This window comes from Flindersiella endophytica (genome assembly GCF_054779015.1).
On sequence record NZ_BAAGYY010000005.1, the window covers coordinates 42,278 to 65,943 of the forward strand.

General features: G+C 69.3%; 23 protein-coding genes and 1 pseudogene. 1 reads left to right on the forward strand and 23 read right to left on the reverse strand.

The features are described from left to right. Positions 1–28: 28 nt before the first annotated feature. Both rpsB and ACYVF6_RS03275 read right to left on the reverse strand, forming a co-directional pair. Complete coding sequence (rpsB, locus tag ACYVF6_RS03270) at positions 29–1,000, reverse strand: small ribosomal subunit protein uS2 (protein WP_460515545.1); 972 nt, start codon at positions 998–1,000, stop codon at positions 29–31. A 434-nt stretch (positions 1,001–1,434) separates the two neighbouring features. Beyond that, a complete protein-coding gene (locus tag ACYVF6_RS03275; protein ID WP_460515676.1) occupies positions 1,435–1,674 on the reverse strand; it encodes a hypothetical protein in 240 nt (79 codons plus the stop codon). Between ACYVF6_RS03275 and ACYVF6_RS03280 the strand changes: the two genes are divergently transcribed. Further along, positions 1,619–2,476, forward strand: a complete 858-nt coding sequence (locus ACYVF6_RS03280) for a murein hydrolase activator EnvC family protein (RefSeq protein ID WP_460515673.1) — start codon at positions 1,619–1,621, stop codon at positions 2,474–2,476. The two genes, ACYVF6_RS03275 and ACYVF6_RS03280, sit on opposite strands and share 56 nt — an antisense overlap. Positions 2,477–2,779: 303 nt before the next feature. Here the strand turns inward: ACYVF6_RS03280 and ACYVF6_RS03285 are convergent, their stop codons facing one another. The 21 genes and pseudogenes from ACYVF6_RS03285 to ftsE form a co-directional block, all read right to left on the reverse strand. Then, positions 2,780–3,715, reverse strand: a complete 936-nt coding sequence (locus tag ACYVF6_RS03285) for a tyrosine recombinase XerC (RefSeq protein WP_460515547.1) — start codon at positions 3,713–3,715, stop codon at positions 2,780–2,782. A gap of 164 nt (positions 3,716–3,879) precedes the next feature. After that, positions 3,880–4,824, reverse strand: a complete 945-nt coding sequence (locus tag ACYVF6_RS03290; protein WP_460515550.1) for a nuclear transport factor 2 family protein — start codon at positions 4,822–4,824, stop codon at positions 3,880–3,882. Between the two features lie 169 nt (positions 4,825–4,993). Continuing rightward, complete coding sequence (gene dprA, locus ACYVF6_RS03295) at positions 4,994–6,322, reverse strand: DNA-processing protein DprA (RefSeq protein ID WP_460515552.1); 1,329 nt, start codon at positions 6,320–6,322, stop codon at positions 4,994–4,996. 300 nt (positions 6,323–6,622) lie between these two features. Then, positions 6,623–8,209 (reverse strand): YifB family Mg chelatase-like AAA ATPase, encoded by a 1,587-nt coding sequence (locus tag ACYVF6_RS03300; protein ID WP_460515555.1) that lies wholly within the window; start codon positions 8,207–8,209, stop codon positions 6,623–6,625. 2 nt (positions 8,210–8,211) lie between these two features. Next, positions 8,212–8,574 (reverse strand): YraN family protein, encoded by a 363-nt coding sequence (locus ACYVF6_RS03305; protein ID WP_460515557.1) that lies wholly within the window; start codon positions 8,572–8,574, stop codon positions 8,212–8,214. A gap of 366 nt (positions 8,575–8,940) precedes the next feature. Next, positions 8,941–9,252, reverse strand: coding sequence for a DUF2469 domain-containing protein (locus ACYVF6_RS03310; protein ID WP_460515560.1), 312 nt, complete (start codon positions 9,250–9,252; stop codon positions 8,941–8,943). Positions 9,253–9,386: 134 nt separating this feature from the next. Further along, positions 9,387–10,025 (reverse strand): annotated as a pseudogene (locus ACYVF6_RS03315) (ribonuclease HII); the annotation flags it as partial. A 154-nt stretch (positions 10,026–10,179) separates the two neighbouring features. Continuing rightward, entirely contained in the window at positions 10,180–10,893 is a 714-nt protein-coding gene (lepB, locus tag ACYVF6_RS03320; RefSeq protein ID WP_460515562.1) for a S26 family signal peptidase, read from the reverse strand. Next, a complete protein-coding gene (gene lepB, locus ACYVF6_RS03325) occupies positions 10,886–11,800 on the reverse strand; it encodes a signal peptidase I (protein WP_460515564.1) in 915 nt (304 codons plus the stop codon). The genes lepB (ACYVF6_RS03320) and lepB (ACYVF6_RS03325) overlap by 8 nt, the downstream gene beginning before the upstream one ends. A 33-nt stretch (positions 11,801–11,833) precedes the next feature. Continuing rightward, positions 11,834–12,193, reverse strand: coding sequence for a 50S ribosomal protein L19 (gene rplS / locus ACYVF6_RS03330; protein WP_460515566.1), 360 nt, complete (start codon positions 12,191–12,193; stop codon positions 11,834–11,836). 170 nt (positions 12,194–12,363) lie between these two features. Then, positions 12,364–13,086 (reverse strand): tRNA (guanine(37)-N(1))-methyltransferase, encoded by a 723-nt coding sequence (gene trmD, locus ACYVF6_RS03335; RefSeq protein ID WP_460515569.1) that lies wholly within the window; start codon positions 13,084–13,086, stop codon positions 12,364–12,366. Continuing rightward, positions 13,083–13,601 (reverse strand): ribosome maturation factor RimM, encoded by a 519-nt coding sequence (gene rimM, locus ACYVF6_RS03340; RefSeq protein WP_460515572.1) that lies wholly within the window; start codon positions 13,599–13,601, stop codon positions 13,083–13,085. The genes trmD and rimM overlap by 4 nt, the downstream gene beginning before the upstream one ends. Before the next feature lie 67 nt (positions 13,602–13,668). Then, positions 13,669–13,908, reverse strand: coding sequence for an RNA-binding protein (locus ACYVF6_RS03345; protein ID WP_460515574.1), 240 nt, complete (start codon positions 13,906–13,908; stop codon positions 13,669–13,671). A 2-nt stretch (positions 13,909–13,910) separates the two neighbouring features. Beyond that, entirely contained in the window at positions 13,911–14,420 is a 510-nt protein-coding gene (gene rpsP, locus ACYVF6_RS03350; protein ID WP_460515577.1) for a 30S ribosomal protein S16, read from the reverse strand. 181 nt (positions 14,421–14,601) lie between these two features. Next, positions 14,602–15,456 (reverse strand): hypothetical protein, encoded by an 855-nt coding sequence (locus ACYVF6_RS03355; RefSeq protein WP_460515580.1) that lies wholly within the window; start codon positions 15,454–15,456, stop codon positions 14,602–14,604. Between the two features lie 983 nt (positions 15,457–16,439). Continuing rightward, positions 16,440–17,702: a pyridoxal phosphate-dependent aminotransferase gene (locus ACYVF6_RS03360; protein WP_460515582.1), complete on the reverse strand. Its 1,263-nt coding sequence runs from the start codon at positions 17,700–17,702 to the stop codon at positions 16,440–16,442. Positions 17,703–17,930: 228 nt separating this feature from the next. Next, entirely contained in the window at positions 17,931–19,742 is a 1,812-nt protein-coding gene (locus tag ACYVF6_RS03365) for a DUF2207 domain-containing protein (protein WP_460515584.1), read from the reverse strand. Between the two features lie 112 nt (positions 19,743–19,854). Continuing rightward, a complete protein-coding gene (gene smpB, locus ACYVF6_RS03370; RefSeq protein ID WP_460515586.1) occupies positions 19,855–20,331 on the reverse strand; it encodes an SsrA-binding protein in 477 nt (158 codons plus the stop codon). A 135-nt stretch (positions 20,332–20,466) separates the two neighbouring features. Further along, positions 20,467–21,780: a peptidoglycan DD-metalloendopeptidase family protein gene (locus tag ACYVF6_RS03375; RefSeq protein WP_460515588.1), complete on the reverse strand. Its 1,314-nt coding sequence runs from the start codon at positions 21,778–21,780 to the stop codon at positions 20,467–20,469. 220 nt (positions 21,781–22,000) lie between these two features. Beyond that, the gene (gene ftsX / locus ACYVF6_RS03380; RefSeq protein WP_460515590.1) at positions 22,001–22,900 is read right to left on the reverse strand and encodes a permease-like cell division protein FtsX; all 900 of its coding nucleotides are present in this window, start codon (positions 22,898–22,900) and stop codon (positions 22,001–22,003) included. Between the two features lie 27 nt (positions 22,901–22,927). Further along, a complete protein-coding gene (gene ftsE / locus ACYVF6_RS03385; protein WP_460515592.1) occupies positions 22,928–23,617 on the reverse strand; it encodes a cell division ATP-binding protein FtsE in 690 nt (229 codons plus the stop codon). Between the last annotated feature and the right edge of the window lie 49 nt (positions 23,618–23,666).

The window sequence follows — 23,666 nt, forward strand, 5'->3', positions numbered from 1 at the left end:
ATCGCGGGTGGTTGGGGTGGGTCGAGCTCTACTGCTTGGGCTCTTCCTCGGTGGCGGCGCTGTCGGCGGCGGGCGCCTCCGGAGCTGCTTCGGCGGCGGCCTCCGGGGCTGCCTCGGTCGCGACTGCGGTGGCGGCCTCCGTCGCGGCTTCCGTCGCGACTGCGGCCTCGGGCTCCGCGGTCACGGTGGCGTTGGCCTCACCGTTGGCGGACTCCTTGCCCTCGAGCAACAGCTCGCGCTCCCACTCCGCCAGCGGCTCCTCAGCAGCCAGGCCGGAGGTGGCGCGGTCGCTCTCACCCTCGCCGGCGCCGGCGCGGGTCATCAGCCCGTCGGCCACCGCGTCGGAGATGATCCGGGTCAGCAGCGCGACCGAACGGATCGCGTCGTCGTTGCCCGGAATCGGGAAGTCGACCTCGTCGGGGTCACAGTTGGTGTCGAGGATCGCGATCACCGGGATGCCGAGCTTCTTCGCCTCGTCGACGGCGAGGTGCTCCTTCTTGGTGTCGACGATCCACACCGCGCTCGGGACCCGCTGCATCCGGCGGATACCACCGAGGGTGCGGTCGAGCTTGTCGCGCTCGCGACGCAGCTGCAGCAGCTCCTTCTTCGTCATGCCGGAGCCGGCGACGTCGTCGAAGTTGAGCTCTTCGAGCTCCTTCAGGCGCTGCAGGCGCTTGTAGATCGTCTGGAAGTTCGTGAGCATGCCGCCCAGCCAGCGCTGGTTCACGTACGGCATCCCGACCCTGGTCGCCTGCTCGGCGATGGCTTCCTGGCCCTGCTTCTTCGTACCGACGAACAGGACGGATCCGCCCTTGGCGACCGTGTCCTTGACGAAGTGGTACGCCCGGTCGATGTACGACAGCGACTGCTGCAGGTCGATGATGTAGATGCCGTTGCGCTCGGTGAAGATGTAGCGCTTCATCTTCGGGTTCCAGCGACGGGTCTGGTGTCCGAAGTGCACGCCGCTCTCGAGCAGCTGCCGCATGGTAACGACGGCCATGGCCGCGTCTCCTCCTCTGCGCACTCTGTGTGTTCGTCACTACGAGTGCGCGGCTCGGTTGTTCGGCGCCGGACGGTGTTGTCCGCCACCCCTGACGCCTGTGCGCACCGAAGCCGTCGGGGCTGTCCGCCCCTGGGACCGAGTGGTACGCCCGCTCCGCGGTTGGGAGGGTGAACAGGCGTGCGTAATGTGTTGTGCTTTGTTGCTCTGGCGTCGGGCTGCGTCAGGGCAGCACGAAACGCCCGCCAAAGTGTACTCGACGCAGGGTAGTGCTCGGTGCCCCGGAGCGGTGGGCTTGGGTGCGCCCGTTTTGCCGGGTTTTCTGGCCCACTTCTGTCCACACCTCGGCGTCGTCCACAGCTTCCCGGCCGCCCCTCGCGAATTCCGCCGAACGGGCAGATCCTCGTCCGCATGCACCCCCTGCCACCCGCCCCTCAGCTGGCGATCACCGTCGCCATCACCAGCGCCTTACTGGCGTTCCACAGCCTCACCGCCGCCCAGACGGTTGCCCTCATGCCCACCGCATGGATGGCCAGCACTGCTTGGGTGGATGCACGGCCCGACGCCACCCGATCGCTCGCCGCCCCTCCGCCCTCGAGCTCACCACCCATCGCGCGGGTGGCCAGCTCCGCCTCCGCGGCGATCGCAGTCCGATCGGATGCTGCCCAAGCCAACCCCGCGCCACCCACCGCCCCGGCCCTCATCCACGGTCGCCGCCAGGCCCTCGTCCTCGGCGCCAGCTCCGCTCCCTCGCTCCCACCATCGCGCTGGATCTGGCCACTCGCTCCGCGACCGCAAGTCATCCGCCGCTTCGAACCCCCGGACTCGCCCTGGGGCCCCGGCCACCGCGGCGTCGATCTACTCGCCACCGCCCGCCAACCGGTCCGAGCGGCCGCAGCCGGCACCGTGACCTTCGCGGGCGTGATCGCCGGCCGCGGCGTCGTCGCCATCACCCACGGCAGCGTCCGCACCACCTACGAACCGGTCAACCCCCACGTCCACCTCGGCGACCACCTCACCGCCGGCACCCCACTCGGCGACCTCCAACCGATCGCCACCCACTGCGCGCCGCGAACCTGCCTCCATTGGGGCGCCCTCCGCGGCACCACCTACATCGACCCACTCCAACTCCTCGCCGCCGGCCGCCCCCGCCTCCTCCCCCTCGACGATCCGCCACCCACCACCCACTCCGGCACCCCAGTCGTGCCACCCCGCCCACCCGACTCGCCGCTTCCCTACTCCTCGCCCGCCATCCCGCCACCCCTTGCAGCAACCGTCGCCTCCGCCCTCGCGATCACAGCCCTTGCCACCACCGCAGTCGCCGAGATCGCCGCCTCTCTCACCGCCACCGCGCCCACTGCCTCCATCCCCGCACGCGCCGAGCCCGCTGTACCTCGATCACCGCCGCGATCGGTGCCGACACCGCCACCACAACCGCGCTCGCCGAACCTGCCGCCCCTCCGATCGCCAACATGAGCCACGCCAGGTCCCCACCGCTGCCCGTCCGGCCACCGCCGAGCCCGGGGCCGTTTCCACCCCCACACAAGACGACGAGGCCAGCACGGCCGTCGCTTCCCCTCTCGACACCGCACCCGGCGCGGCCGTCGCTTGTTCAGCCAGCGCTGCGATCCCAGCTTCGATCACGGTCACCGGCTACACCGTCGCCCGAGCCGTCACTGTGGCCGTCGTGAGCTCCGCGGCCGGATCGCCGCAGATTGCCGAGCGGCTCGCCCAGGTCAGCGCGCCCGCGCGAGGACCGCGCGGACCTCCGTCGGTGCATCAGGCGCGCGGGTGGGCCTGCTGGTAGACCTTGCGCAGCCGCTCCGCCGAGACGTGGGTGTAGATCTGGGTCGTCGCCAGGGAGGCGTGGCCGAGCATTTCCTGGACACTCCTTAGGTCGGCGCCGCCGTCGAGGAGGTGGGTGGCCGCCGTGTGGCGGAGGCCGTGCGGTCCGAGGTCCGGTGCGTCAGGGACGTCGGCGAGCCTGGTGTGGACCAGCCGCCGTACGGCCCGCTGGTCGATCCGGCCGCCTCGGGCGCCCAGGAACAACGCCGGGCCGCTACCCACTCGCACCAGCTTTGGCCGGCCGCGGGTCAGCCATTCCTCGAGCGCCTGCTCGGCGGGCACTCCGTACGGCACGGTCCGCTGCTTGTTTCCCTTGCCCAGCACGCGAATTACCCGTCGCTCGTCGTCGATGTCGTCGACGTCGAGGCCGGTGAGTTCGCCGACGCGCACGCCGGTCGCGTAGAGGAGCTCCAGGATCGCGCGGTCGCGTACTCCGACCGGGCTGCCGTCGTCGCTCGCGAGTACAGCGATCTCGAGTAGCCGCCGCACGTCGGCCTGTTTGAGTACGGGCGGCAGGTCACGGTGTGCCTTCGGGCTGCCCAGCAGGGCACCCGGGTCGCCGTCGAGCAGCCCACGCCGGTGCGCCCACGCCGTGAACGTCCGCGCCGCTGCCGCTCGGCGGGCCAGCGTTGTGCGCGCCTTCCCGGAGGCTTGCATGCGCCCGAGCCAGCTGCGTAGCGAAGCCAGATCGAGCTGCGCCACATCCTCGGAGATGTGGACCAGCAGGCTCTCGATGTCACCGAGGTACGCCCGCACGGTGTGGGCCGAGAGGTTCCGCTCGGCGGCCAGGTGTCGTTCGAACTCCGCGAGTACGGAAGCCGCCGCCTCGGAGCGTACTGAGCGAACCTCGTCGCCTGGAGTCGCGGTCACCTGCTGACCATGACAAACCGGCGGGCCAGCCTGCAAGGCCAACAGGCCGGGCCGCACCACAAATCCGCTCCGGCGAAGCAAACGTCCCGTGCTCGACTACGACGCGAGCACGGGACGGCGGTCGAGCTACGCGCCGGCGGCCCGCCGCTCAACCGTTGAGGACTTCAGCCGACGTTGAGCATGGAGGCGAAGTCGATCTTCCACTCGCCGTCGACCTTCTTGACCTTGAAGTCGGTGGTTTCCTCTTTGCCATTCGCCTTGACCGTGGCCTTGACCGTGGCTGTGGTGTCGGTCTCGTTGCTGACCTCGGTCTTGACCAACTCGGCGTCCGAGGGGGCGGCGTCCTTCTTGAGGGCGTCGCACGCCTGCTTGCGGGCCGCCGGGTCGTTGAGCTGCTTCGTGGCCTCGGGCGGCAGGTCACCGAAGTCGATGGTGTCGAACACACCGTCACAGTCACCGGCCTTCGCCGCGTTGACGAGGTTCTTCACCGCGCTCTCCGGCCCGCTGCCGCCACCGAACACGCCGGTGAGGAACAGAACCGCGACGACGATGCCAACGACAACGACACCGCCGACACCCAGCAGGATCGGAAGGAGCTTGCTGCCACCGCCGGAGGGCGGCTCCCCGTAACCCTGGTAACCGGGGCTTCCAGGCGCACCGGGACCGCCTGGGCCGTAGCCCTGGCCCTGCTGCCCGTATCCCTGCTGCCCGTATCCCTGCTGACCGTAGGGCTGCTGCGGCTGCTGGCCCTGGCCGTACGGCGACTGACCTGGCGCACCGCCTGGTCCCTGCTGTCCGGGATATCCAGGTCCCGGCTGCGGACGCCCCGGTTGCTGCGGGTAGCCCGGTTGCTGGGGCTGGCCTGGCTGCTGGGGCTGGCCTGGCTGCTGCGGATATCCCTGGCCGGGGTAGCCCTGACCTGGCTGTCCTTGCCCGGGCTGGCCGCCCTGACCTGGGTAACCCTGGCCCGGATAACCCTGGCCAGGCTGCTGGCCACCACCCTGTCCGGCGCCCCAGCCGCCCTGGCCTTGCCCGCCCTGACCGCCTGCGTTGCCTTGGCCGCCGCTGATCCACGGGTCCTGCGGTCCCTGCGGAGGTTGTCCAGACATCACTGCCTCCCTTGCCGGGGGCCGTGAAGCACCGGGTCGACGCCTGACCCCTCGTAAGCCGATTCCCTGATGTGCCCGGAAACAGTACCCAACAACCTGATGATCATCACATCTGCGGTACGGGCGGACACCCACCGCTGCGCTGGGCGGTTGGAGGCGGTGCGCTGTGTCATCCGGTCATCGGCGGCTCCGATCTCCGGTGGCGGCAGCGCCCGCGTTCCCGTTCCGACAGGCGCCACGTACCGGACAGGTGCTCGACGAAGTCGAGCATCCACAGCGTCCCCAACGCGGTCAGGGTCTCCGCGATCGGTACGCCGGCGGCGGTCGCGATGGTCCCGGCTGGGCAGTATTCGCTCACCGGAACCGCCTCGAGTACGCGGCGGGTACGCGAATCGAGCCGGTCGCGCGCCTGCGCACCACCCAGCTTCGGCGGCGCCAGCTCCTCTCCGATCCGGCCGAGGTGTTCGGCGATCTCGGCCGCGTCGGTCACCAGCATCGCCGCGCCGTCGCGGATCAGCCGGTGTACGCCCGCCGACTCGGCGGCGGTGATCGGGCCCGGCACGCCCATCACCTCGCGTTGGCAGCGTTCGGCCCAGGCGGCGGTGTTGAGCGCCCCGCTGCGTAGAGCGGCCTCGACCACGACGGTCCCAAGCGTGATCGCCGCGATGAGCCGATTGCGGATCAGGAACCGCGGCCGGGTCGGATGCGTGCCGGGCGGCACCTCAGACAGCACGAGCCCGGACTCGGCCGCGATCCGGTCGAGCATCGACTTGTGCGGTCGCGGATAGGCGAGATCCACGCCGCACGCGAGTACCGCGATCGTCTGCCCGCTGGCCGCCATCGCACCCCGATGCGCTGCGGCATCGATCCCGTAGGCAGCGCCGGACACCACCGTGAACCCGCGATCGGCCAGGCCCGCGGACAACTCGGATGCGACGTACTGGCCGTATTCCGACGAGGCGCGCGCACCGACCACCGCGACGGAACGTTCGGAGATCCTGGCGAGGTCGGCATCGCCGCGTACCCACAGCGCGAGCGGCGAACCACCCCAGCCACCGTCGACCGTGCCGGCGTGGGTGAGGAGCTCCAGCGACTCGGGCCACTCGGCGTCACCCGGACAGATCAGCCGCGCTCCGACCTTCGCCGCCGCCTCGAAGTCGCGCTCCGGATCGACCGCCGGCAACCGCGTGCGATAGTCCGCCAACCGGGGCCGGCCACGCCCTTGCTTGACGGGAATGGCCCTCCCCTCGACGTCGACCCGATGCCCGACCGGCAGCTCACCCTCCCGGATGGCGGCGAGGGTGGCAGCCGCCCCTTGCTTGGCGACCAGCAACCCGAGCGCGAGATCACCGGGCTCGGCCACGGCGAGAAGAGCGGCCCGCGCCACCCGCTCGACGTCTGGCACCGGCTGAATCGGCTCCGGTATCGCGAGCGAGCTGCCAGGTTCGCCTTGCGTGGTGGGCTCGTCCGGATCATCCGGCAAGCACACGAGAGTCATCCGGCCCTCCTCACGTCGTCGGCATCCGGCCGCCGCCGATGCTCGATCCGAACCACGCGCCGCTCGATGCACACTCGCCAGTCGAACTGGCCACCGCTGTCGACCAAAGCCGCGCCGGCGGCCGAAGCCCCAGACAGACACAAGGCCCTCATCCGGCCCTCCTCACGTCGCGAGCTGCCGACCGCTGCCAGTGCTCGATCCAAACGACGCGCCGCTCAAGGCACGCTTGCGAGCCACCCGGGCCTCCGCAGGCAATCAAGGCCGATAGGGCGCCTACGGCGGCGGGCAGACACGTGTCGTTCATCCGGCCCTCCTCAGGTTGCGTTCGCCTTGCCGCGGCGGATGGCCGAGGCGGAGGGTGAGCGCTTCGAGAACGTCGCCGCGGGTGGGGCGGTCTCGGGCTGCCAGGTCGGCGATCGACCAGGCGATCCGGAGTATGCGGTCGGCTCCGCGGGCGCTCACCATTCCCGTGGCCAACTGGGACTCGACGACCGACATCGCGCCCGGTTCTGGCGCCCATTGGCGGCGCATCTCGTGACCGGGGACTTGGGCGTTGAGCGACCAAGCCTCCGCCGCGTACCGGAGTGCTTGGCGTTCGCGCGCGACCGCCACCCGGGCAGCGATCACGGCGGTCGACTCTGCTTGACCGGTGAGGCCGGACAGATCGGCGCGGGACAACGGCTGGACGTACTGCGTGATGTCGATCCGGTCGCGAATCGGGCCGGACAACCGGCTGCGGTAGCGCAGCTTCGCCTGCGGGGTGCAGGTGCAGTAGGCGCCCTTGCCGTAGCTCTTCCCGCACGGACAGGGGTTGGCGGCGATCACGAGCTGGAACCTCGCTGGAAACCGCGCCGTGCCGTTGGATCGGGAGACCAGAACGTGACCGCTTTCGAGCGGTTGTCGCAGCCCATCGAGCACCGTAGGCCGGAACTCGTAAACCTCATCGAGAAACAGGACCCCGAAGTGTGCGAGCGAGACGGCTCCAGGCCTGGCCGCCCGAGTGCCGCCGCCGACGATGGCCGGGAGGCTGGCTGTGTGGTGGGGATCGCAGAATGGCGGACGCCGGACGAGCGGTTCGTCGGAAGGTAGTACGCCTGCGACCGAGTGAATTGCGGTCACTTCCAGGGCTTGCGCAGTGGTCAGTTCGGGCAGCAGGCCGGGTAGTCGTTCGGCCAGCATCGTCTTGCCGGCACCTGGCGGGCCTGAGAGGAACACCGGATGTCCGCCGGCGGCGGCGATCTCCATCGCTCGACGCGCTTCCAGCTGGCCGAGCACGTCGGCCATGTCCACGGCGTCGGAACGGTTGAACCGGCTGAGAACCTCGACGTGGCCGCCGTCAGCCTGCTCTTCGTACGGCGGCTCGTCGGGAATCTCCTCCTCGCAGAGCAGAGCGAGGACCTGTCGCAGCGAACGTACGCCGAACACTGTGATCTGCTCGATCAGCCGTGCCTCGCCGACGTTTGGCTCGGGGACGATGAAGCGGCGATGACCGGCTTGGGTGGCGGCCAGCACGGACGGCAGGACGCCGTGCACCGGGCGGAGGCGGCCGTTGAGGCCGAGCTCGCCGAGGAAGACCACACCGTCGAGGCGCTCCGCGGGGAGGGCCTCGGCCGCCGCGAGGATCGCGACCGCGATGGCGAGGTCGTAGTGGGAGCCGGCTTTGGGGAGGGTCGCGGGCGACAGGCCGACGATGAGTTTGCGGGCGGGCCATTCTTTACCGGAGTTGGCGATGGCGGCCTTGATCCGGTCGCGGGCTTCGCGGAGGGAGACGTCGGGGAGGCCGATGAGGCTGAAGCCGGGAACGCTGCCGCCGATGTGGGCTTCGACCTCGACAACGTGGCCGGTGACGCCGACGAGGGCGACCGACATGGCACGGGCGAGACCCATGGTCAGCACACTCCCCTGATGTGGTCGATGATCGGGTCGGTGCCGTGGCGGCGGAGTACGCCCACGACGTCGATTCGCACCGTGCGGTAGCCGAGCCGGTGGGATCGGAGCCAGGCGCACGCAAGCCAGCCGAGGCGCCGGGCCTTGTGGTCGGTGATCGCCTCCAGCGGTGAGCCGAAGCTCAGGCCGGAGCGGGTTTTGACCTCGCAGATCACCAGCTGCTTTCCGTCTCGCGCCACGATGTCGATCTCACCGATCTCGCAGCGCCAGTTGCGGTCGAGCACGATGAGGCCGGATCGCCTCAGATGGTCGACCGCCAGTTGTTCTCCCCAGCGGCCGAGGATGTCCTTGTGTCGCATCGGCATGTCTGTCACCTCCGTGCGTCCAACAATGAACGGGCGGAGGGGTGGTGGGCGTTAAGTCCGAATTGTCTTGTGCATAGCGCCGAGCTGTGGATGACGAGTGGTCAATTCAGGCGGGCGCGACGGTGGACGTGAGGTGGGGGCAGGGCGTTAGGGCCAGGGCATGGCGTACGAGAGCTGCGGGCAGGGCCCGGGGATGGTGACGCTGGACAACGCCGTCGGACGGGCAGAGCTGCCGGAGTCAGGCTGGCAGTGCTGGCGAGGCCTCTGCCGGGCGGCCCAATAAGCCTGGGCCGGGCACACCCGGGCTGGCAGGGTTCAACTGGGAAGCAACGGTGCCACCGGCCAACTGGGGGCGGCGCGGCCGGCTCAGACGTCCTTCGGGAGCTCGAGGTCGCTCTTCGCCAGTTCCTCGACGTTCACGTCCTTGAACGTCACGACCTTCACGTTCTTCACAAACCGGGCGGGACGGTACATGTCCCACACCCACGCGTCCGACATGGTGACCTCGAAGTAGGTCTCGCCGCCTTCGCTGCGGACTTTGAGGTCGACGTTGTTCGCGAGGTAGAAGCGGCGGTCGGTCTCGACGACGTACTTGAAGATGCCGACGACGTCGCGGTACTCCCGATAAAGCTGGAGTTCCATCTCCGTCTCGTACTTCTCGAGGTCCTCAGAGCTCATCGGTCACGCTCCTCTCCGCCTACGTCGGCTCCTACGCCAGCCGTCACTGGCGTCCCATTCTCACCCATCTCCGCAACCTGTGCCTGCGATGGGCCAGTACCGGTCTCTCCGGCGAATCGGTCGCGCCGCACGGCCGCCGCGCGTACGACGTTGTCCCAGCGGCGGTGTTCCGGACACGGACCGTGACGCTCGAGGGCTTCCTGGTGCTCAGCGGTGCAGTAGCCCTTGTGCGTCGCGAAGTCGTAGACCGGATACCGCTCGTGCAGCTCCTTCATGACGCGGTCGCGCGTGACCTTCGCCACAACGGAGGCCGCCGCGATGCAGGCGACCACCCGGTCGCCCTTCCAGACCGCCAGGCCAGGCGCCCCCAGCCCGTCGACCGGGAAGCCGTCGGTGAGGACGTACGACGCCCGCGTCTCCAGCGCGAACAGGGCCCTGCGCAGCGCCTGGACGTTGACCCGGTGCATGCCCAGCCGGTCGCACTCCGCGGGCGAGGCCGACACCACGGACCACGCCACAGCCCGGTCCATGATCTCTGCGTAACACTCTTCGCGCGCCTGCTCGGTGAGCAGCTTGGAGTCGGCCAGACCAGGGACCTCGCCCCGGCGGCCCTCCGGCAGGATCACCGCACCCGCGACCAGCGGGCCGGCGCAGGCGCCACGCCCGGCCTCGTCGACGCCGGCGACAGGCACGAGCCCAGCCCGGACCAGCGCGCGCTCATATGCGTACAACCCGGCCTCTCGTCGGACGACCACCCGACGGGTACGACGCATGGAACCTCCTGGCCTCCTCGGCCGTACTCTCACCCAAAGCAAAGCCTCGCACCGGACGTTACCGCGCCCCACGGACAAACCCACCGGCCGCCCAGAGACCGCCGCGAGACCGTCCGGAGCGCGATCGGCAAACCCCCAGCACGGCACGGAGCCGCTACAGCCCCGCCTCTGCGTACGTCGGTGGCCGCGACAGCACCGCGGCCCGGTTCAGCGGCCAAACGACGACGAACGCTCGTCCGATCACATGATCAATCGGGATCGTGCCCTTGGCCTGGTCGAACTGGTGCCACCGCGAGTCGGACGAGCCGGAACGGTGGTCGCCCATCACCCACAGCCGCCCGGCCGGCACCGTCACGGTGAACGGATCGTCGGACGGGTTGTCCCTGGGAAAGAGGTACGCGGTCTCCTGCAGCGGCTTCCCGTTGACCGTCACCCGCCCCTTGGTGTCGCAACAGCGCACCTTGTCGCCGGGCAGGCCGATCACACGTTTGATGAAGTCCTTCTCACCGATCGGCGCGAAACCGAACAGCTCCCCCGCCTTACGCAGGACCCCCGTCACCGCGTTGGACGGCTCGGGGATGTCCACCTCTTCCTTCCAGGAATCGGTGCCGGCGAAAACGATCACGTCGCCACGCTGCACATCGCCGAGGCGATAGGCCAGCTTGTTGACCAGCACCCGGTCGTTGGGAACGAGAGTGTTCTCCATCGAGCCCGACGGGATGTAGAACGCCTGGACGAGGAACGTCTTGATCAGCAACGCCAACCCGAGCGCCACGATGACCAGCACCGGGAGCTCACGCCAGAACGAACGGTTCCGGCGCTTCTCAGACGGCTTCTCCGAGCCGCCCGCCGCCGTCGCCTCAGCCACGCCGTCGAGCTCGTCTCCGCCACGGCACACGGCCCCGCCACCGGCTCATCGCGAACGCCGTCGTCAGCGGCAGCCCGAGCCCCACGGCCGCGAGGGGTACGGCGTCGGTCGGGCCCATCGCGAGACCGGCCTCGGCGAACGCGGGCGGCCGGGACAGCACTGCCAGCCGGTTGAGCGGCCAGACCACCACGAACGCGCGTCCGACCACGTGGTCGATCGGGATCGTGCCCTGGCCCGCATCGGTCTTGTGCGCCCGGGAGTCGGCCGAGGCGGAGCGGTGGTCGCCCATCACCCACAGCCTGCCCTCGGGCACCGTGACCGCGAAGTTTTCCAGCGACGGAGAGTCGCCGGGATAGATGTAGTCCTTCTCGGACAGCGGCTTGCCGTTGACGGTGATCCGGCCCTTGGGGTCGCAGCACTTCACCTTGTCGCCGGGCAGGCCGATCACCCGCTTGATGAAGTCCTTCTCACCGATCGGCGCGAAACCGAACAGCTCGCCGGCCTTACGCAGGACGCCGCTCACGGCGTTCTCCGGCTCGGGGATCGTGATCTCCTGCCAGGAGTCGGCGCCGTTGAACACGATCACGTCGCCACGCTGCACATCGCCGAGGCGATAGGCCAGCTTGTTGACCAGCACCCGGTCGTTGGGAACGAGAGTGTTCTCCATCGACTCGGACGGGATGTAGAACGCCTGGATCAGGAAGGTCTTGATCAACAAGGCCAGCCCGAGCGCCACGATGATCAGAATCGGGAGCTCGCGCCAGAAGGAACGCTCCTTGCCGCGGTGGGCCTTGGACTTGCCACCACCACTGCCGGAGTCAGGCTTGTCGTTCTCGTCGTTCGACCGCACCCTTGTCTTATCCCTCCGGGCCTCCGCGCGACCAGGCGCGATCTCCTGTTCGTTCATCGCTGAGCCTAATCCCCGTACCTGGAAAGACCGTCAGGCGCGCGCGGACGACTCGCGCTTCTCCTTGATCTTGGCGGCCTTGCCGCGCAGGCCACGGAGGTAGTAGAGCTTGGCCCGGCGCACGTCACCGCGGCTCACGACCTCGATCTTGTCGACGATCGGGCTGTGCATGGGGAACGTACGCTCGACGCCCACACCGAAGCTGACCTTACGGACGGTGAACGTCTCGCGGAGCTTGGCGCCTGCGCGCCTGATGCAGACACCCTGGAAAACCTGGACTCGCGACCGGCTGCCTTCCACGACCTTGACGTGAACCTTGATCGTGTCGCCCGCCTGGAAGCTGGGAATGTCGTCCCGCAGCGATTCGGCGTCGATGACATCGAGAATGTGCATGATCTCTCCTCGTGGTGCCACAGGTCACCACCAGTCGCGGTGGATTCGTCTTGTCGTGCTCAGGTAGCGCGGGCGCCGCATCCGAACTCCCCCTGTGGCAGGAGCGCAGGAGCGTTACGCGTCGGGGCGCCAGCGGTCAAGTGTCGCACATCGTCCCCAGAACCGCGAAATCAGTCCTGGTCTGAACGCTTGGAGGCCTTCGGCCGCAGCAGGTCGGGCCGGCGCTCGGCCGTACGCCGCAGCGATTGTTCCCTGCGCCAGGCGGCGATCTCCCCGTGGTGCCCGGACAGGAGTACGGAGGGTACGGCCAGTTCGCGCCACTCGGCGGGCTTGGTGTAGACGGGGTACTCCAGCAGCCCTTCCCCGGCGTGCGACTCCTCGACGAGCGACTCCGGGTTGCCGAGTACGCCGGGCAGCAGCCGGGCCACCGCCTCGACGATCACGAGTACGGCCACTTCGCCGCCGGCCAGGACGTAGTCGCCGAGCGAGACCTCCAGTACCCGCATCCGGGTCGCCGCGTGCTCGAAGACCCGCTGGTCGATGCCTTCGTAGCGGCCGCAGGCGAACAACAGCCACGGCTCGGCGGCCAGCTCGTGCGCCAGCGCCTGGGTGAACGGGACGCCTGAGGGAGTCGGCACGACCAGGGTGGGCTGACCGTCGCCATCTGCCGGCGCGATGGCGTCCAGCGCCTCGCCCCAGGGTTCGGGCCGCATGACCATGCCCGCGCCGCCGCCGTACGGTGTGTCGTCGACCGTTCGGTGCCGGTCGTGCGTCCAGTCGCGCAGGTCGTGGACGGACAGCTGGACCAGCCCGGACGAGACCGCCTTGCCGACCAGCGAGAGCTGGAGTGGGGCGAGGTAGTCGGGAAAGATCGATACGACGTCGATCTTCATGGTGTGGCGTCTTCGCTGGTCAGCAGGCCCTCGGGCGGATCGACGAGCAGGCGGCGGCCGTCCAGGTCGACCTCGGGCACGATGTCGCTGACGAACGGAACGAGCACCTCGCCGCCCTGCTCGGTGCGTACGGCCAGCACGTCCTGCATCGGCAGGTGCAGGACCTCGCGGACCTCACCGAGCGCGACGCCGTCGACGGTCACGGCGGCCAGGCCGACCAGCTGGTGGTCGTAGAACTCCTCGGGATCGTCCGGGCGCTCGTCGTCGGATACGTCGACCAGCAGCTCGAGGCCGCGGAGGTTCTCGGCGTCCGTCCGGTCGTCGCATCCGTCGAACCGGATCAGCAGCTTGTCCTGGTGCCAGCGGAGGGTGTCGATGGTGAGCACGCGTTCGTCCCCGGTGCGCAGCTGCACACCGGGGACGAAACGTAGCTCTGGCTGGTCGGTACGGACGTCGACCGCGACCTCACCGGTCAGCCCGTGCGCCCGGCCCACTCGTCCGACGACGAGTTCCATCCTGGATCGTGCCTCCCAAATATGACCTGGCGCTCGACGCTTAACCGGTCCTCTTTGCAGGCACGATCTAGCGAGCGGCCACTTCGATGAAGTCGATGCGGACGCTGCGGCCCTTGTCGAGCGCGGCCAGTACGGTGCGGATCGCCTGCGCGGTCCGGCCACGACGGCCGATGACCCGGCCGAAGTCGTCCGGGTGCACGCGAACCTCGTAGGACCGGCCGCGCCGAAGCTCCCGCATACGCACGTGAACGTCGTCCGGGTGGGCGACGATGCCGCGAACGAGGTGCTCGAGGGCCTCGGGGATCATGCTCAGGCCTCGCCCTCGGCAGCCGGCTTCTCCTCAGCGGCGGCCGGGGTCTCCTCAGCGGCAGCCGGAGTCTCCTCGGCGGCGGCCTTGGGGGCATCGGCCTTCTTGTCGGCCTTCTTCTCAGCCGACTTCTTCGTGCGCTTCTGGCTGACGGCCTCGCCCTCGGGCTCGGAGTGCGCCTCGCGCAGAGCCTCGTCGAACAGCGAACGCTTGTCGGCCTTCGGCTTCGGCTGGAGCAGCGGCGCCGGAGCGTCCTCGCCCTTGAACTTCTGCCAGTCGCCGGTCTTGCGCAGGATCGCGAGCACCGGCTCGCTCGGCTGCGCGCCGACCGACAGCCAGTACTGGCAGCGCTCGGAGTCGACCTCGATGTGGCTCGGGTCGGTCTTCGGGTGGTACTTGCCGATCTCCTCGATCGTCTTGCCGTCCCGCTTCGTACGAGAGTCGGCGACGACGATGCGGTAGTAAGGCGCACGGATCTTGCCCATGCGCTTCAGCCTGATCTTGACGGCCACGGGTGTGGTGTCTCCTATGGTCTTAGGTGGGTGAGCCGCCGCGTGCCGCGTGGGGGTGCGGCGCGGACCACTCGGGTGGACCCGGCAGGCCACGGGTTAGAGGGCGCGCGACCAGCGGATTCGACCGCCCATTGTGCCAGACGTTCGCGCGGAGACGAAACGCAGTCGCCCTCGTACTGGACTACCGACCGTCACGGCCCTCGTCCTGCTCGCGTCTGGCCAGCTCACGGGCGGAAACCGGGCGCATCCCGCTCGCGACCTGCATGGCTTCGGCATCGCTGCGACGGCCGCGGTCGAACTCCAGTCGTACCACCTGGTCGGCGACGATCGCGAGGTAGCAGACGGTGGCGGTCGCGCTGACCCGCCACAGTCCGGGGGCGACCTGCTCGGTGTGCACGGCGTCGACGGCGCCTTTGCGGACGAGGTCGACCCACAGCGAGGTGCCCGCTGATCCGGCGTAGTGGACGCAGATCGAGTCGCGGTCCGGGAGTACGTCCACGTGGTCGATCCGCCAGGCCGGGTCGCTCAGCAGCACGGGGACGAGGCCGGTCGACGCGATCTCGCGGCAGCGTACGGCGAGATCGAGCGGGCGGGCGAACACCCACTCGACGGCGACCAGGCAGGCGAGGGTGGCGGCCGCGGCGCGCGTTGCGGTGGCCGGGGTGTTCGGGGTGAGGAGCCAGGTCCAGGCGCAGATGGCGGCGCCGTACGCGAGTAGGCCGACCAGCTCCTCGCGGGCCCTCGCGACCTCGCGAGCCAGGCCGATCAGGCGGCGAAGGAGGACGCCGAGGACGAGTACGGTCAGCGCACTCACGGGCGGGACGAGCCATGGGTACGGCGCGTCGAACGCCGCCAGCACGACGATCGAGCCCGCAGCCGTCGCCGGTGGAAGGAGGGCGCGGCCTGCCAGCTGATGAGTCAGCCGCGACAACGGATGACCGTCGACATCGCGCAGCATGCCGATCCGCCGCCAGGCGGCAGCTGCGCCCGCGACAACCCCACAACAGAGGGCGGCGGCCAGGATCGGAGTCGGCATGCGCCCAGCCTCTGATCTGACCGTATGTGATCACATGAGTACAAATCCCTAACGGGCGACTGTCGCGCTACTCAACCGTGCCGGCGCGCTCGGGAGTCCGCCGCAGCGATCGGCCGGCGGGGACGGTGGCCCGGCGACAACGCGGTCCGGCCCCGGCATGGCGACAGGTCGACGGGCAGTGGCCCCGCCGGTGGCAGCACAACGACGGCGCAGCTCCGCAGGTGGCAGCGGAACTCTGCGGCAGCGCTACCTGGCGGAAGCGCCACCCGGCGCGGCGGCAGCGCGGCCCGCCGACGCAGCTCCCCCGGTGGCAGGTCGGTGGCAGCTCGGCTCGGCTGGCACATCGCCAGCCGGTAGTGGCGCGGCAGCGGCCCGCCAGTCCCGGCGCTAGCAGCACGGCTCGGCAGCGTGACGGCAGCGGAACCCAGTCGACGAGAGCATGCTCCGCCTGCGAGAACGCGGCGGCAGCGGAGCTCCGCAGGAGGCAGTGCGACCTGGCGACAGCACAGTCAAGCCGGCACGGCGCCGCGGTCGATGGGCAGGGTCTGCCGGTGGCCGATAGGTGGCAGGTCGGCTCGGCTCGATGGCGGCATGGCCAGCCGATCGCCGCGACGGCTGCTCACCTCCGCCGGTCGCAGCGGGTCGGCCGCGCGGCTCCGCTGGCGGCAGGCCAGGGCAGCTCGGCCCGATAGCTGCATGGCCCAGCCGGTCGCAGCGCAACGTCAGGGCGGCCCGGCTCGGCGGCTGTCCGGCGGCAGCGCAAGTCCACTGGCGGCGGCACGGCCCAACCCGGTGGCGGGGTCGGTGTCCGCACAAGCTCCGCCGGTGGCGGCGACCTCAGCCATCGCGGGCGCGGGTGCACGGCGGATGTGCTCGCGCGGACGCATTCACGCTGGCCGGCGCACAGCGGCAGGTTGCGGGACGCGGGGGTGATGCACCGCGGCGGGCAGGTGCCAGGCGTTGATTGGCTGGGCGGGTGTGGCTCAGGAGCCGGCTTCTTGACGGAGTTCGGCCAGGGCGGACCGCAGGCGGCTGAGGGAGTCGGCGATCCAGGGGATCGCCAGTGGGTCCTCCGACTCCAGGGCGGCCCAGCGTTCCTCGTCCGTTTCGCCGTAGAGGAGGCTCGTGGCTACCCGGAAGCGGAGGGCGCTCGGATCGTCGCCGAAGGCGGCCCCGGTCAGGACGCCGATGCCGTAGTGGTCCAGCAGGTAGTCGGTGAACATCGAGGCGTCCTGGGTGACCTGGTGCGGGAGGCCGGAGCGGAACGACTCGAGGTCCGGGTACAGGTAGAACGCGCCCCGCGGTGGTCGGCACGAGGCACCTGCTGCCAGGAAGCTGTCGTAGACCGCTCGCGCGACCGACGCGTGCAGGCGGCGGGAAGCCGCGACGTGGGTCGTGATCGTCGGCGGTTCGGCGAGGACGTGTTCTGCCACCTGTTGCATCGGCACCGCAAGGCTCGACCAGACCTCGCTGCCGATCCCGATGAGCTCCTCCCGCAAGGCAGAAGCGCCCACCGGCAGCCGGGCCAGGCCGATCCGCCAGCCGCCGAGGGCCATCGCCTTCGACAGGCCGGTCGTCACAACCGTACGCGACGGCAGCAGCCCCGACGGGCTGGTCACCGAGCGCGGCTCGTACGCCAGGTCCCGGTAGATCTCGTCGCTCACTATCCAGAGGCCGTGCCGCTCCGCCACCTCGACCACCGCGCGCATCAGCGCGGCACCCGCGATCGTGCCCGTGGGGTTGTCCGGTGTCGTGAGCACCAAGGCGCCAGGTGTACGACCGGCCGCAGCCGCGGCAGACAGCGCAGAGTCCAGCGCAGACGGGTCGGGTACGCCACCCGCCTCCGCGGCGATCGGCACCGAGATCACCGCCTTGCCCGCTAGCGACGCCTGCGCGGCGTAGCTCACCCAGCTCGGCCGGGGCAGCACCACGTCGCCCGGGATGGCGGCCAGCAACGCGAACAGCAGGGCCTTGCTCCCCGGTGCGTAGATGATCTGATCAGGATCGGTCGGCAGCCCGCGCCGGGTGAAGTACCCAGCGGCGGCCGCCCGCGCGGACTCCGAGCCCGCGACCTTGCCGTAGGAGTTGCTGCCCGATCGCCGCGCGGCCGCGGCCAGCACGTCCGCGACCTCCGGGAGGACCGGCAGTCCGGCCTCACCGAAGCCGAGGTGGAGCACCTGCCGGCCGCCTGCTCGCAGCGCCCGGATCCTCGCGTCGATGGCGAGCGTCGCCGACTGCCTGACCAATGCCCCAGTCCTCCCGATCGGGTCCCACTCATATACCTATGCCGGAATCGGCGGCCCGTCCAGAACTACCGACGGACGCGACTCTCTCCAGCCGGAGCGGGAAGCCGAGGCCGGCCAGGTTGATCCGCCGGCCACGAGCGAACGTCTGGCCGAGCAACCGTCGCTCGAACGCCACGGTCGAGCCGGCGGCAACAGAAGATGAGACCCCCTCATGCCCCGTCAGCGTAGTTACCAGGAACCCCCGCCGCCACCGCCTCCACCACCGCCGGACGAGCCGCCGGAGAAGCCGGAGCTGCCACCGGAAGACCCGCCGGACGACTGCGTCGCCGACATGGTGCTGCCCGCGGCACTGGAGAAGTTCGACATCGACGTACCCAGGTGCCCGAAGTCGGTGACGCTGGAGCCGACGTACCAGTACATCGTCGTGCCGCCGCTCACGCCGCGGCTCTCCGCGAGGTCGCTGAACACCTTCGCCCACTTGTCGACCACGCCGAACACCATGGCGTACGGCAGGTAGCGCGAGAAGATGTCCTCGGTCGCCTCGAACTGGAGCTGGTCGGCCTCCGCGGTCTCGAGGTAGCGCTTGAATCCCTGCACTCGTTGGTGCATCTCCGAGCCCTTCGCCGTACGCCCCGGCATCGCCCGCGCCGAAAGCCGCAGGATCAGCCCGGCCACCGCGAAGCCGCCGAACAGCAACGCCAGCCCGAGTTGACCGTTGCCGACCGACGCGCCGGCGAGGATGCCGCCGGCGATCAGCAGCGTCATGCCGCCGACCCTCCAGCCGGCCCGGGCGCGGTTCGGATCCTTGCGGTACCAGCCCTTCGAAACCATCTCGCGGTAGAAGTCGTCGATCAGCTGGCGGTACGTCCCCGCGAAGCTGTACTTGAGATCCGACAGCTTCACCTCCTCCAGCTTGCCGGCGAAGATGCGGTCCAGCAGCTTTCGTTCGTACGCGGTGACGCGGTCGTTGGACGGGGCCGGAAGCTTCGTGAGCTTCCAGTCGCGGTTGCTCCAGAAGTTCGGCGCGGGGATCTCCTCCATCCGCAGGTAGCGGCGGACCGCCAGATGCACGACCGTCGCGGAGACCTCGACGCCGGATGCCTTCTCGTCGATCAGCGTGCCGGCGAGGCCGGGCTGGACGTTCTCCGGCGGGCTGAACTCCGGCGCGACGGCCGCCTTCATGCCGAGCGGAACGTCATACGTTCGTTGGTCGCGGCCGTTCCGCCAGTACGACACACCCGCGAACACCATCGCCAGGATGGCGATACCGCCGCCGAGGCCGTACTGCAACGGACCCGTGGTCGCCGCCAGCTCGCCGATCGGCCCGCCGGTGCGGTTGTTGGAGTCGACCAGGTGCGCCGCCGGAACGTTCACCACTCCCTTGGCCAGGCCGACGACGATCGTCAACCCGTCCCAGGTGCTGACGTCCTTCTGGGCGAACGTCGCGGTCTGCGGGCCGACGACCTTCGCCGAGGCGCAGCGATCGTCGTTCTTCCAGTCGTCGGTGAAGCAGGCGACGCGGTTGATCCCGCCGGGCGCGTGCACGGTGACGTTCGCCTGGTCGATCGGTACGGACCAGGCGGTTCCGATCGCGTCCCAGTACAGCTCGTCGTGGTCGTCGAACGCGTTCAGCCCGGCGGTCACGACGTAGCTGATCTTGTACGTCTGCCGGCCGTTGATGGTCTTGTCCTCGTCGCCGATCCGCAGGTGGATCTCGTCGTCATCGTCGTCGACCTCGAGGTCGGCCGGTGCACCGCTGGGGCTGCTGACCTTGATGTCCTCGATTCCCCAGATCCGGTCCTGGCCGTCACGGGCCTCTTCCCGGTTGGGGATGTCGCGGGTGATGCCGTGCTTGTACTGCGCCCCGAAGTCGTACTCGATCGTCTCGTCGACCGTGAACTGGCCGTCATGCCGGATGCCGAACTCGACGTCGTACTGCCGGATCCGCTCGTTGTCGGCGGCTTGCGCGCCGCCGGCGCACCACAGCAGCCCGAGCAACAGCACACCGGCACCGGCCAAAAGTCGCAAAACCCCACGCATACGACGAGAGGCTAACCGATCGGCCGGGCGCCCGCAGCTACCAGGAGTGGCCGCCGCCGTCGGACGAGCCGCTGGGCGACCTGTCGTGGAACGGCGGAAGGTCGCTCGCGCGTCAGCGGCGGGCCTTGCGGGCGTCGGCCAGCGAGCGGGCCGCGTCGCGGTCGGCCTCGCGTTTGGCGATCGCCTGGCGCTTGTCGTAGAACTTCTTGCCTCGGGCGAGCCCGATCTCGACCTTGGCGCGGCCGTCGGAGAAGTAGAGCGAGAGCGGGACCAGCGTGAGGCCCTTCTCCTGGGTGGCGCTCTGCAGCCGGTCGATCTCCTTGCGGTGGAGCAGCAGCTTGCGGCTGCGACGGGCGGAGTGGTTGGTCCAGGTGCCGTGGGAGTACTCGGGGATGTGGGCCTGCTGCAGCCAGGCCTCGCCGTTCATGATCAGGGCATACGCCTCGGACAGGTTCGCCAGCCCGGCCCGCAGCGACTTCACCTCGGTGCCGGTCAGGACGAGACCCGCTTCGAACGTCTCCTCGATGTGGTACTCGTATCGCGCGCGGCGGTTGGTGGCCACCGCCTTGCGGCCCTTCTCCTTGACCATCCCTCTATCTTCCCTCGTGGGGGTTCCAGGGGGTAATCCCCCTGGGCTAGCACGACGAAAGATCTTGGTGAGGCGTCGTGTGCTGAACAGGATCCACCCGGATCTTTCGCTCGCGCCAGTTCTTTTGGCAGGAGGCTAGAGGAAGTACATCGGGTTCACGGTGGAGCCGTTGCGATAGACCATGAAGTGCAGGTGGCAGCCGGTGGAGTAGCCGGTGGTGCCGACGTAGCCGACCGTCTCGCCGCGGCTGACCCGCTCGCCCACGTGCACGGCGTAGCCGGACAGGTGGTTGTAGGCAGTCACCGTGGACTTGCCGCTCATCCAGCCGTGCGAGATCAGCACGCGGTTGCCGTAGCCGGCGTTGTAGTAGCGCGCGATCACCCGGCCACCGGCGGCAGCGTGGACGGGCGTGCCACAGCCGGCGCCGAAGTCGGTGCCGTCGTGCAGCTTCCAGCGGTGGAGGACCGGGTGGAAGCGCATGCCGTACGGCGAGGTGATCGGGGCGGAGACGGGGTACGACAGGCCACTGCCGCCGTCGCCACCACCGCCGGAGTCGTCGTTGCCACCGCCGTTGTCGCCGCCGTTGTCACGCTCGCGGCGTTCGCGTTCGCGCTCGCGGCGCTGCCGTTCGCGTTCGGCGGCGGCTTCCTTGCGTGCGATCTCGGCGAGCATGCGCTGGATCCGGCCGCGCTCGGCGACCAGCGCGTCGTAGCGGCGTTCGTCGTCGGCCTTGGCGCGCTGGGCGGCCTGCCGGGCAGCGTGCCGGTCGGCGACCAGTTGCTCGACCTTGGCCTCGGCCTGCTTGGCCTGGCGTTCGAGCTCGCGCATCCGGACGAGGTTGGCGGCCGCCTCGGCCCGGCGCTGCTCGGCGCGCTGCTCGAGCACCTCGAGCGCGGCCTTGCGGGACGCGACGTCGGCGCGCAGGGCGTTGAAGCGTTCGAGCGCGTCGGCCTGGCTCGCGGTGATGCTGTCGACCATCTGCATCCGGTCGACCAGTTCCTGCGGATCGCCGCTGGCGAGGATCGCGGTGATGTCGTCGACGTTGCGCTGCTGGTACGTGGCGTTGGCGAACGCGCCGATCTGGCGGCGCTGGTCGCGTACTTTCTGCTCGGCGTCGGCGAGCTCGGCCTTGGCCTTGTCGACGGCGTGTTGGGCCGCCTGCAGCGCCTTGGCCGACGCCCGGTCCCTCGCCTTGGCGGCGACCAGTCGTCCGTGCACGTCGGCGAGCTTCTTGCGGGCAGTGCCGAGCTGCACCTCGGCCGAGCGCAGGGCGGTCGTGGCCTGCTTGAGATCGGCCGACGACTCGTCGAGATCCTCTTTCGCGCCGTGGAGCTGGCGCTCGACCTTCTTCAGATCGTCCTTCGGCTTGGCCTGTGCCTGCGGCTCGCCGACGACCGCCAGCGCGCCGGCGGCGACGCCACACGCGATGAGGGCTGCGACGAGCGCCACTGCCTTACGGGATACGCCACGCAACACCACAAGCGCCACCTCACTGTGCTCATCCGGCCCCGCGGCCTGCGGCCGCAACGGCCCATCCCGCCCGCTCCTTCCGGGCGTACTCTCTGCCGAGAATAAGCACTACCCACGCGAGGACCTGGTCATAACGCTCACACCGCGCGTGTCGCGGTGCACGTCCTGTAACGGACACGCGCTGGCCGGCGGTCGGACGTCAGATGTTGAGGTACTTCCGCAGTGTCACGGCCGACGCCACCACAGCCATCAGGATGCCGAGGCCCGCGAGGATCGGCATCGTCGTGAGCGTCTCGTCCCAGCCGATCCAGGGCACCAGCTTGATGTCGCCGCGCAGCCGGCTGGTGAGGAACGGCGTGAACGACAGCGTCAGGCACGCCAGCGCGGCACCGATGAGCGCGGCCACGATGCTCTCGACGATGAACGGCAGCTGGATGTACAGGTTGGACGCACCGACCAGCCGCATGATGCCTATCTCACGCCGTCGGCTGAAGACGATCAGCCGGATCGTGTTGCCGATCTGCAGCACGGCCGCGACCAGCAGCCCGAGTGCCAAGCCCATCGACATCCACTGGAGGCCGTTCAGTCCCTTGAACAGTGGCTCGAGCATCTCGCGCGAGTCCCACACCGACTCCACACCGGGCAGGCCCTGCACCGCCGACACGACGCTTTCGTACTCCTGTGGGTTCTTCAACCCCACTCGGTACGACTCCTGCATGTCGCCGACCCGGACGAAGTCCGACGTCGAGGAGTCCTTGTACATCTCCTTGTAGTTGTTGAAGGCCACCTGCTGGCTTTCGAAGTAGACCTTCCTGACTTCCTTGTTGCCGTCGAGCGTGCGCCTGATGTCGTCCTTCTGGGCTGAGGTGACCGCTCCGTCCGCGCACGACTCCGACACCTGGGTGTCGTTGCACATGTAGACCGCGATCTGCACCTTGTCGTACCAGAAGCCCTTGGCGAGGCTCACCTCGGAACGAATGAGCGCGCCGAGGCCGAACAGCACGAGGGAGACCCACACCGTGACGATGACCGCGAGGGTCATGGTGAGGTTGCGGCGGAGGCCGGTACCGAGCTCGGAGAAGGCGTACCTGATCTGCATGTTCTCTAAGAAGTCTTCCTCTGGGATTTAGCTCTGGTAGCCGTAGACGCCGCGGGACTGGTCGCGGACCAGCTTGCCGCCTTCGAGCTCGATCACCCGCTTGCGCATCTGGTCCACGATGCTGGCGTCGTGGGTCGCCATCAGGACGGTGGTGCCGGAACGGTTGATCCGGTCCAGCAGCTTCATGATGCCGACCGAGGTCGTCGGGTCGAGGTTTCCGGTCGGCTCGTCGGCGATCAGGATCATCGGCTTGTTGACGAACGCCCGGGCGATCGCCACCCGCTGCTGCTCACCACCGGACAGCTCGTCGGGCATGCGTTGCTCCTTGCCGTCGAGGCCGACCAGCTCCAGCACCTGCGGCACCCAGTCGGCGATCTGCCGCCGCGGCCGCCCGATCACCTGCAGCGCGAACGCGACGTTCTCGAAGACGGACTTGTTGGGCAGCAACCGGAAGTCCTGGAACACCGTACCGATCTGCCGGCGCAGGCGCGGGACCTTCCAGTTGGCGAGTCTGGACAGCTCCTTACCGGCGACGAAGACCCGGCCGCGGGACGGCTTGAGCTCACGCAGAGCGAGCTTGAGGAAGGTCGACTTGCCGGACCCGGAGGTGCCCACCAGGAAGACGAACTCCCCCTTCTCGACATCTACCGACACATCGCCCAAAGCCGGGCGTTTCTGCCCGTCATAGACCTTGCTCACGTTCTCGAAGCGGATCACAGCAGGGCAGTTTACGTTGCCCGGCCATGACGTGGTCGCAGTTGCCCAG

What these genes read in the sequence shown, in the direction of transcription:
- ACYVF6_RS03300 (WP_460515555.1), bottom strand. Translation starts at nt 8,209, where the DNA reads ATGGGTCTCGCCCGTGCCATGTCGGTCGCCCTCGTCGGCGTCACCGGC.
- smpB (WP_460515586.1), bottom strand. Translation starts at nt 20,331, where the DNA reads ATGGTCAAGGAGAAGGGCCGCAAGGCGGTGGCCACCAACCGCCGCGCG.
- trmD (WP_460515569.1), bottom strand. Translation starts at nt 13,086, where the DNA reads ATGAAGATCGACGTCGTATCGATCTTTCCCGACTACCTCGCCCCACTC.
- ACYVF6_RS03290 (WP_460515550.1), bottom strand. Translation starts at nt 4,824, where the DNA reads ATGTCTGGACAACCTCCGCAGGGACCGCAGGACCCGTGGATCAGCGGC.
- ACYVF6_RS03365 (WP_460515584.1), bottom strand. Translation starts at nt 19,742, where the DNA reads ATGCGTGGGGTTTTGCGACTTTTGGCCGGTGCCGGTGTGCTGTTGCTC.
- ACYVF6_RS03345 (WP_460515574.1), bottom strand. Translation starts at nt 13,908, where the DNA reads ATGATCCCCGAGGCCCTCGAGCACCTCGTTCGCGGCATCGTCGCCCAC.
- rimM (WP_460515572.1), bottom strand. Translation starts at nt 13,601, where the DNA reads ATGGAACTCGTCGTCGGACGAGTGGGCCGGGCGCACGGGCTGACCGGT.
- dprA (WP_460515552.1), bottom strand. Translation starts at nt 6,322, where the DNA reads ATGACTCTCGTGTGCTTGCCGGATGATCCGGACGAGCCCACCACGCAA.
- ACYVF6_RS03310 (WP_460515560.1), bottom strand. Translation starts at nt 9,252, where the DNA reads ATGAGCTCTGAGGACCTCGAGAAGTACGAGACGGAGATGGAACTCCAG.
- rplS (WP_460515566.1), bottom strand. Translation starts at nt 12,193, where the DNA reads ATGCACATTCTCGATGTCATCGACGCCGAATCGCTGCGGGACGACATT.
- ACYVF6_RS03305 (WP_460515557.1), bottom strand. Translation starts at nt 8,574, where the DNA reads ATGCCGATGCGACACAAGGACATCCTCGGCCGCTGGGGAGAACAACTG.
- lepB (WP_460515564.1), bottom strand. Translation starts at nt 11,800, where the DNA reads ATGAACGAACAGGAGATCGCGCCTGGTCGCGCGGAGGCCCGGAGGGAT.
- ftsX (WP_460515590.1), bottom strand. Translation starts at nt 22,900, where the DNA reads ATGCAGATCAGGTACGCCTTCTCCGAGCTCGGTACCGGCCTCCGCCGC.
- ACYVF6_RS03355 (WP_460515580.1), bottom strand. Translation starts at nt 15,456, where the DNA reads ATGCCGACTCCGATCCTGGCCGCCGCCCTCTGTTGTGGGGTTGTCGCG.
- rpsB (WP_460515545.1), bottom strand. Translation starts at nt 1,000, where the DNA reads ATGGCCGTCGTTACCATGCGGCAGCTGCTCGAGAGCGGCGTGCACTTC.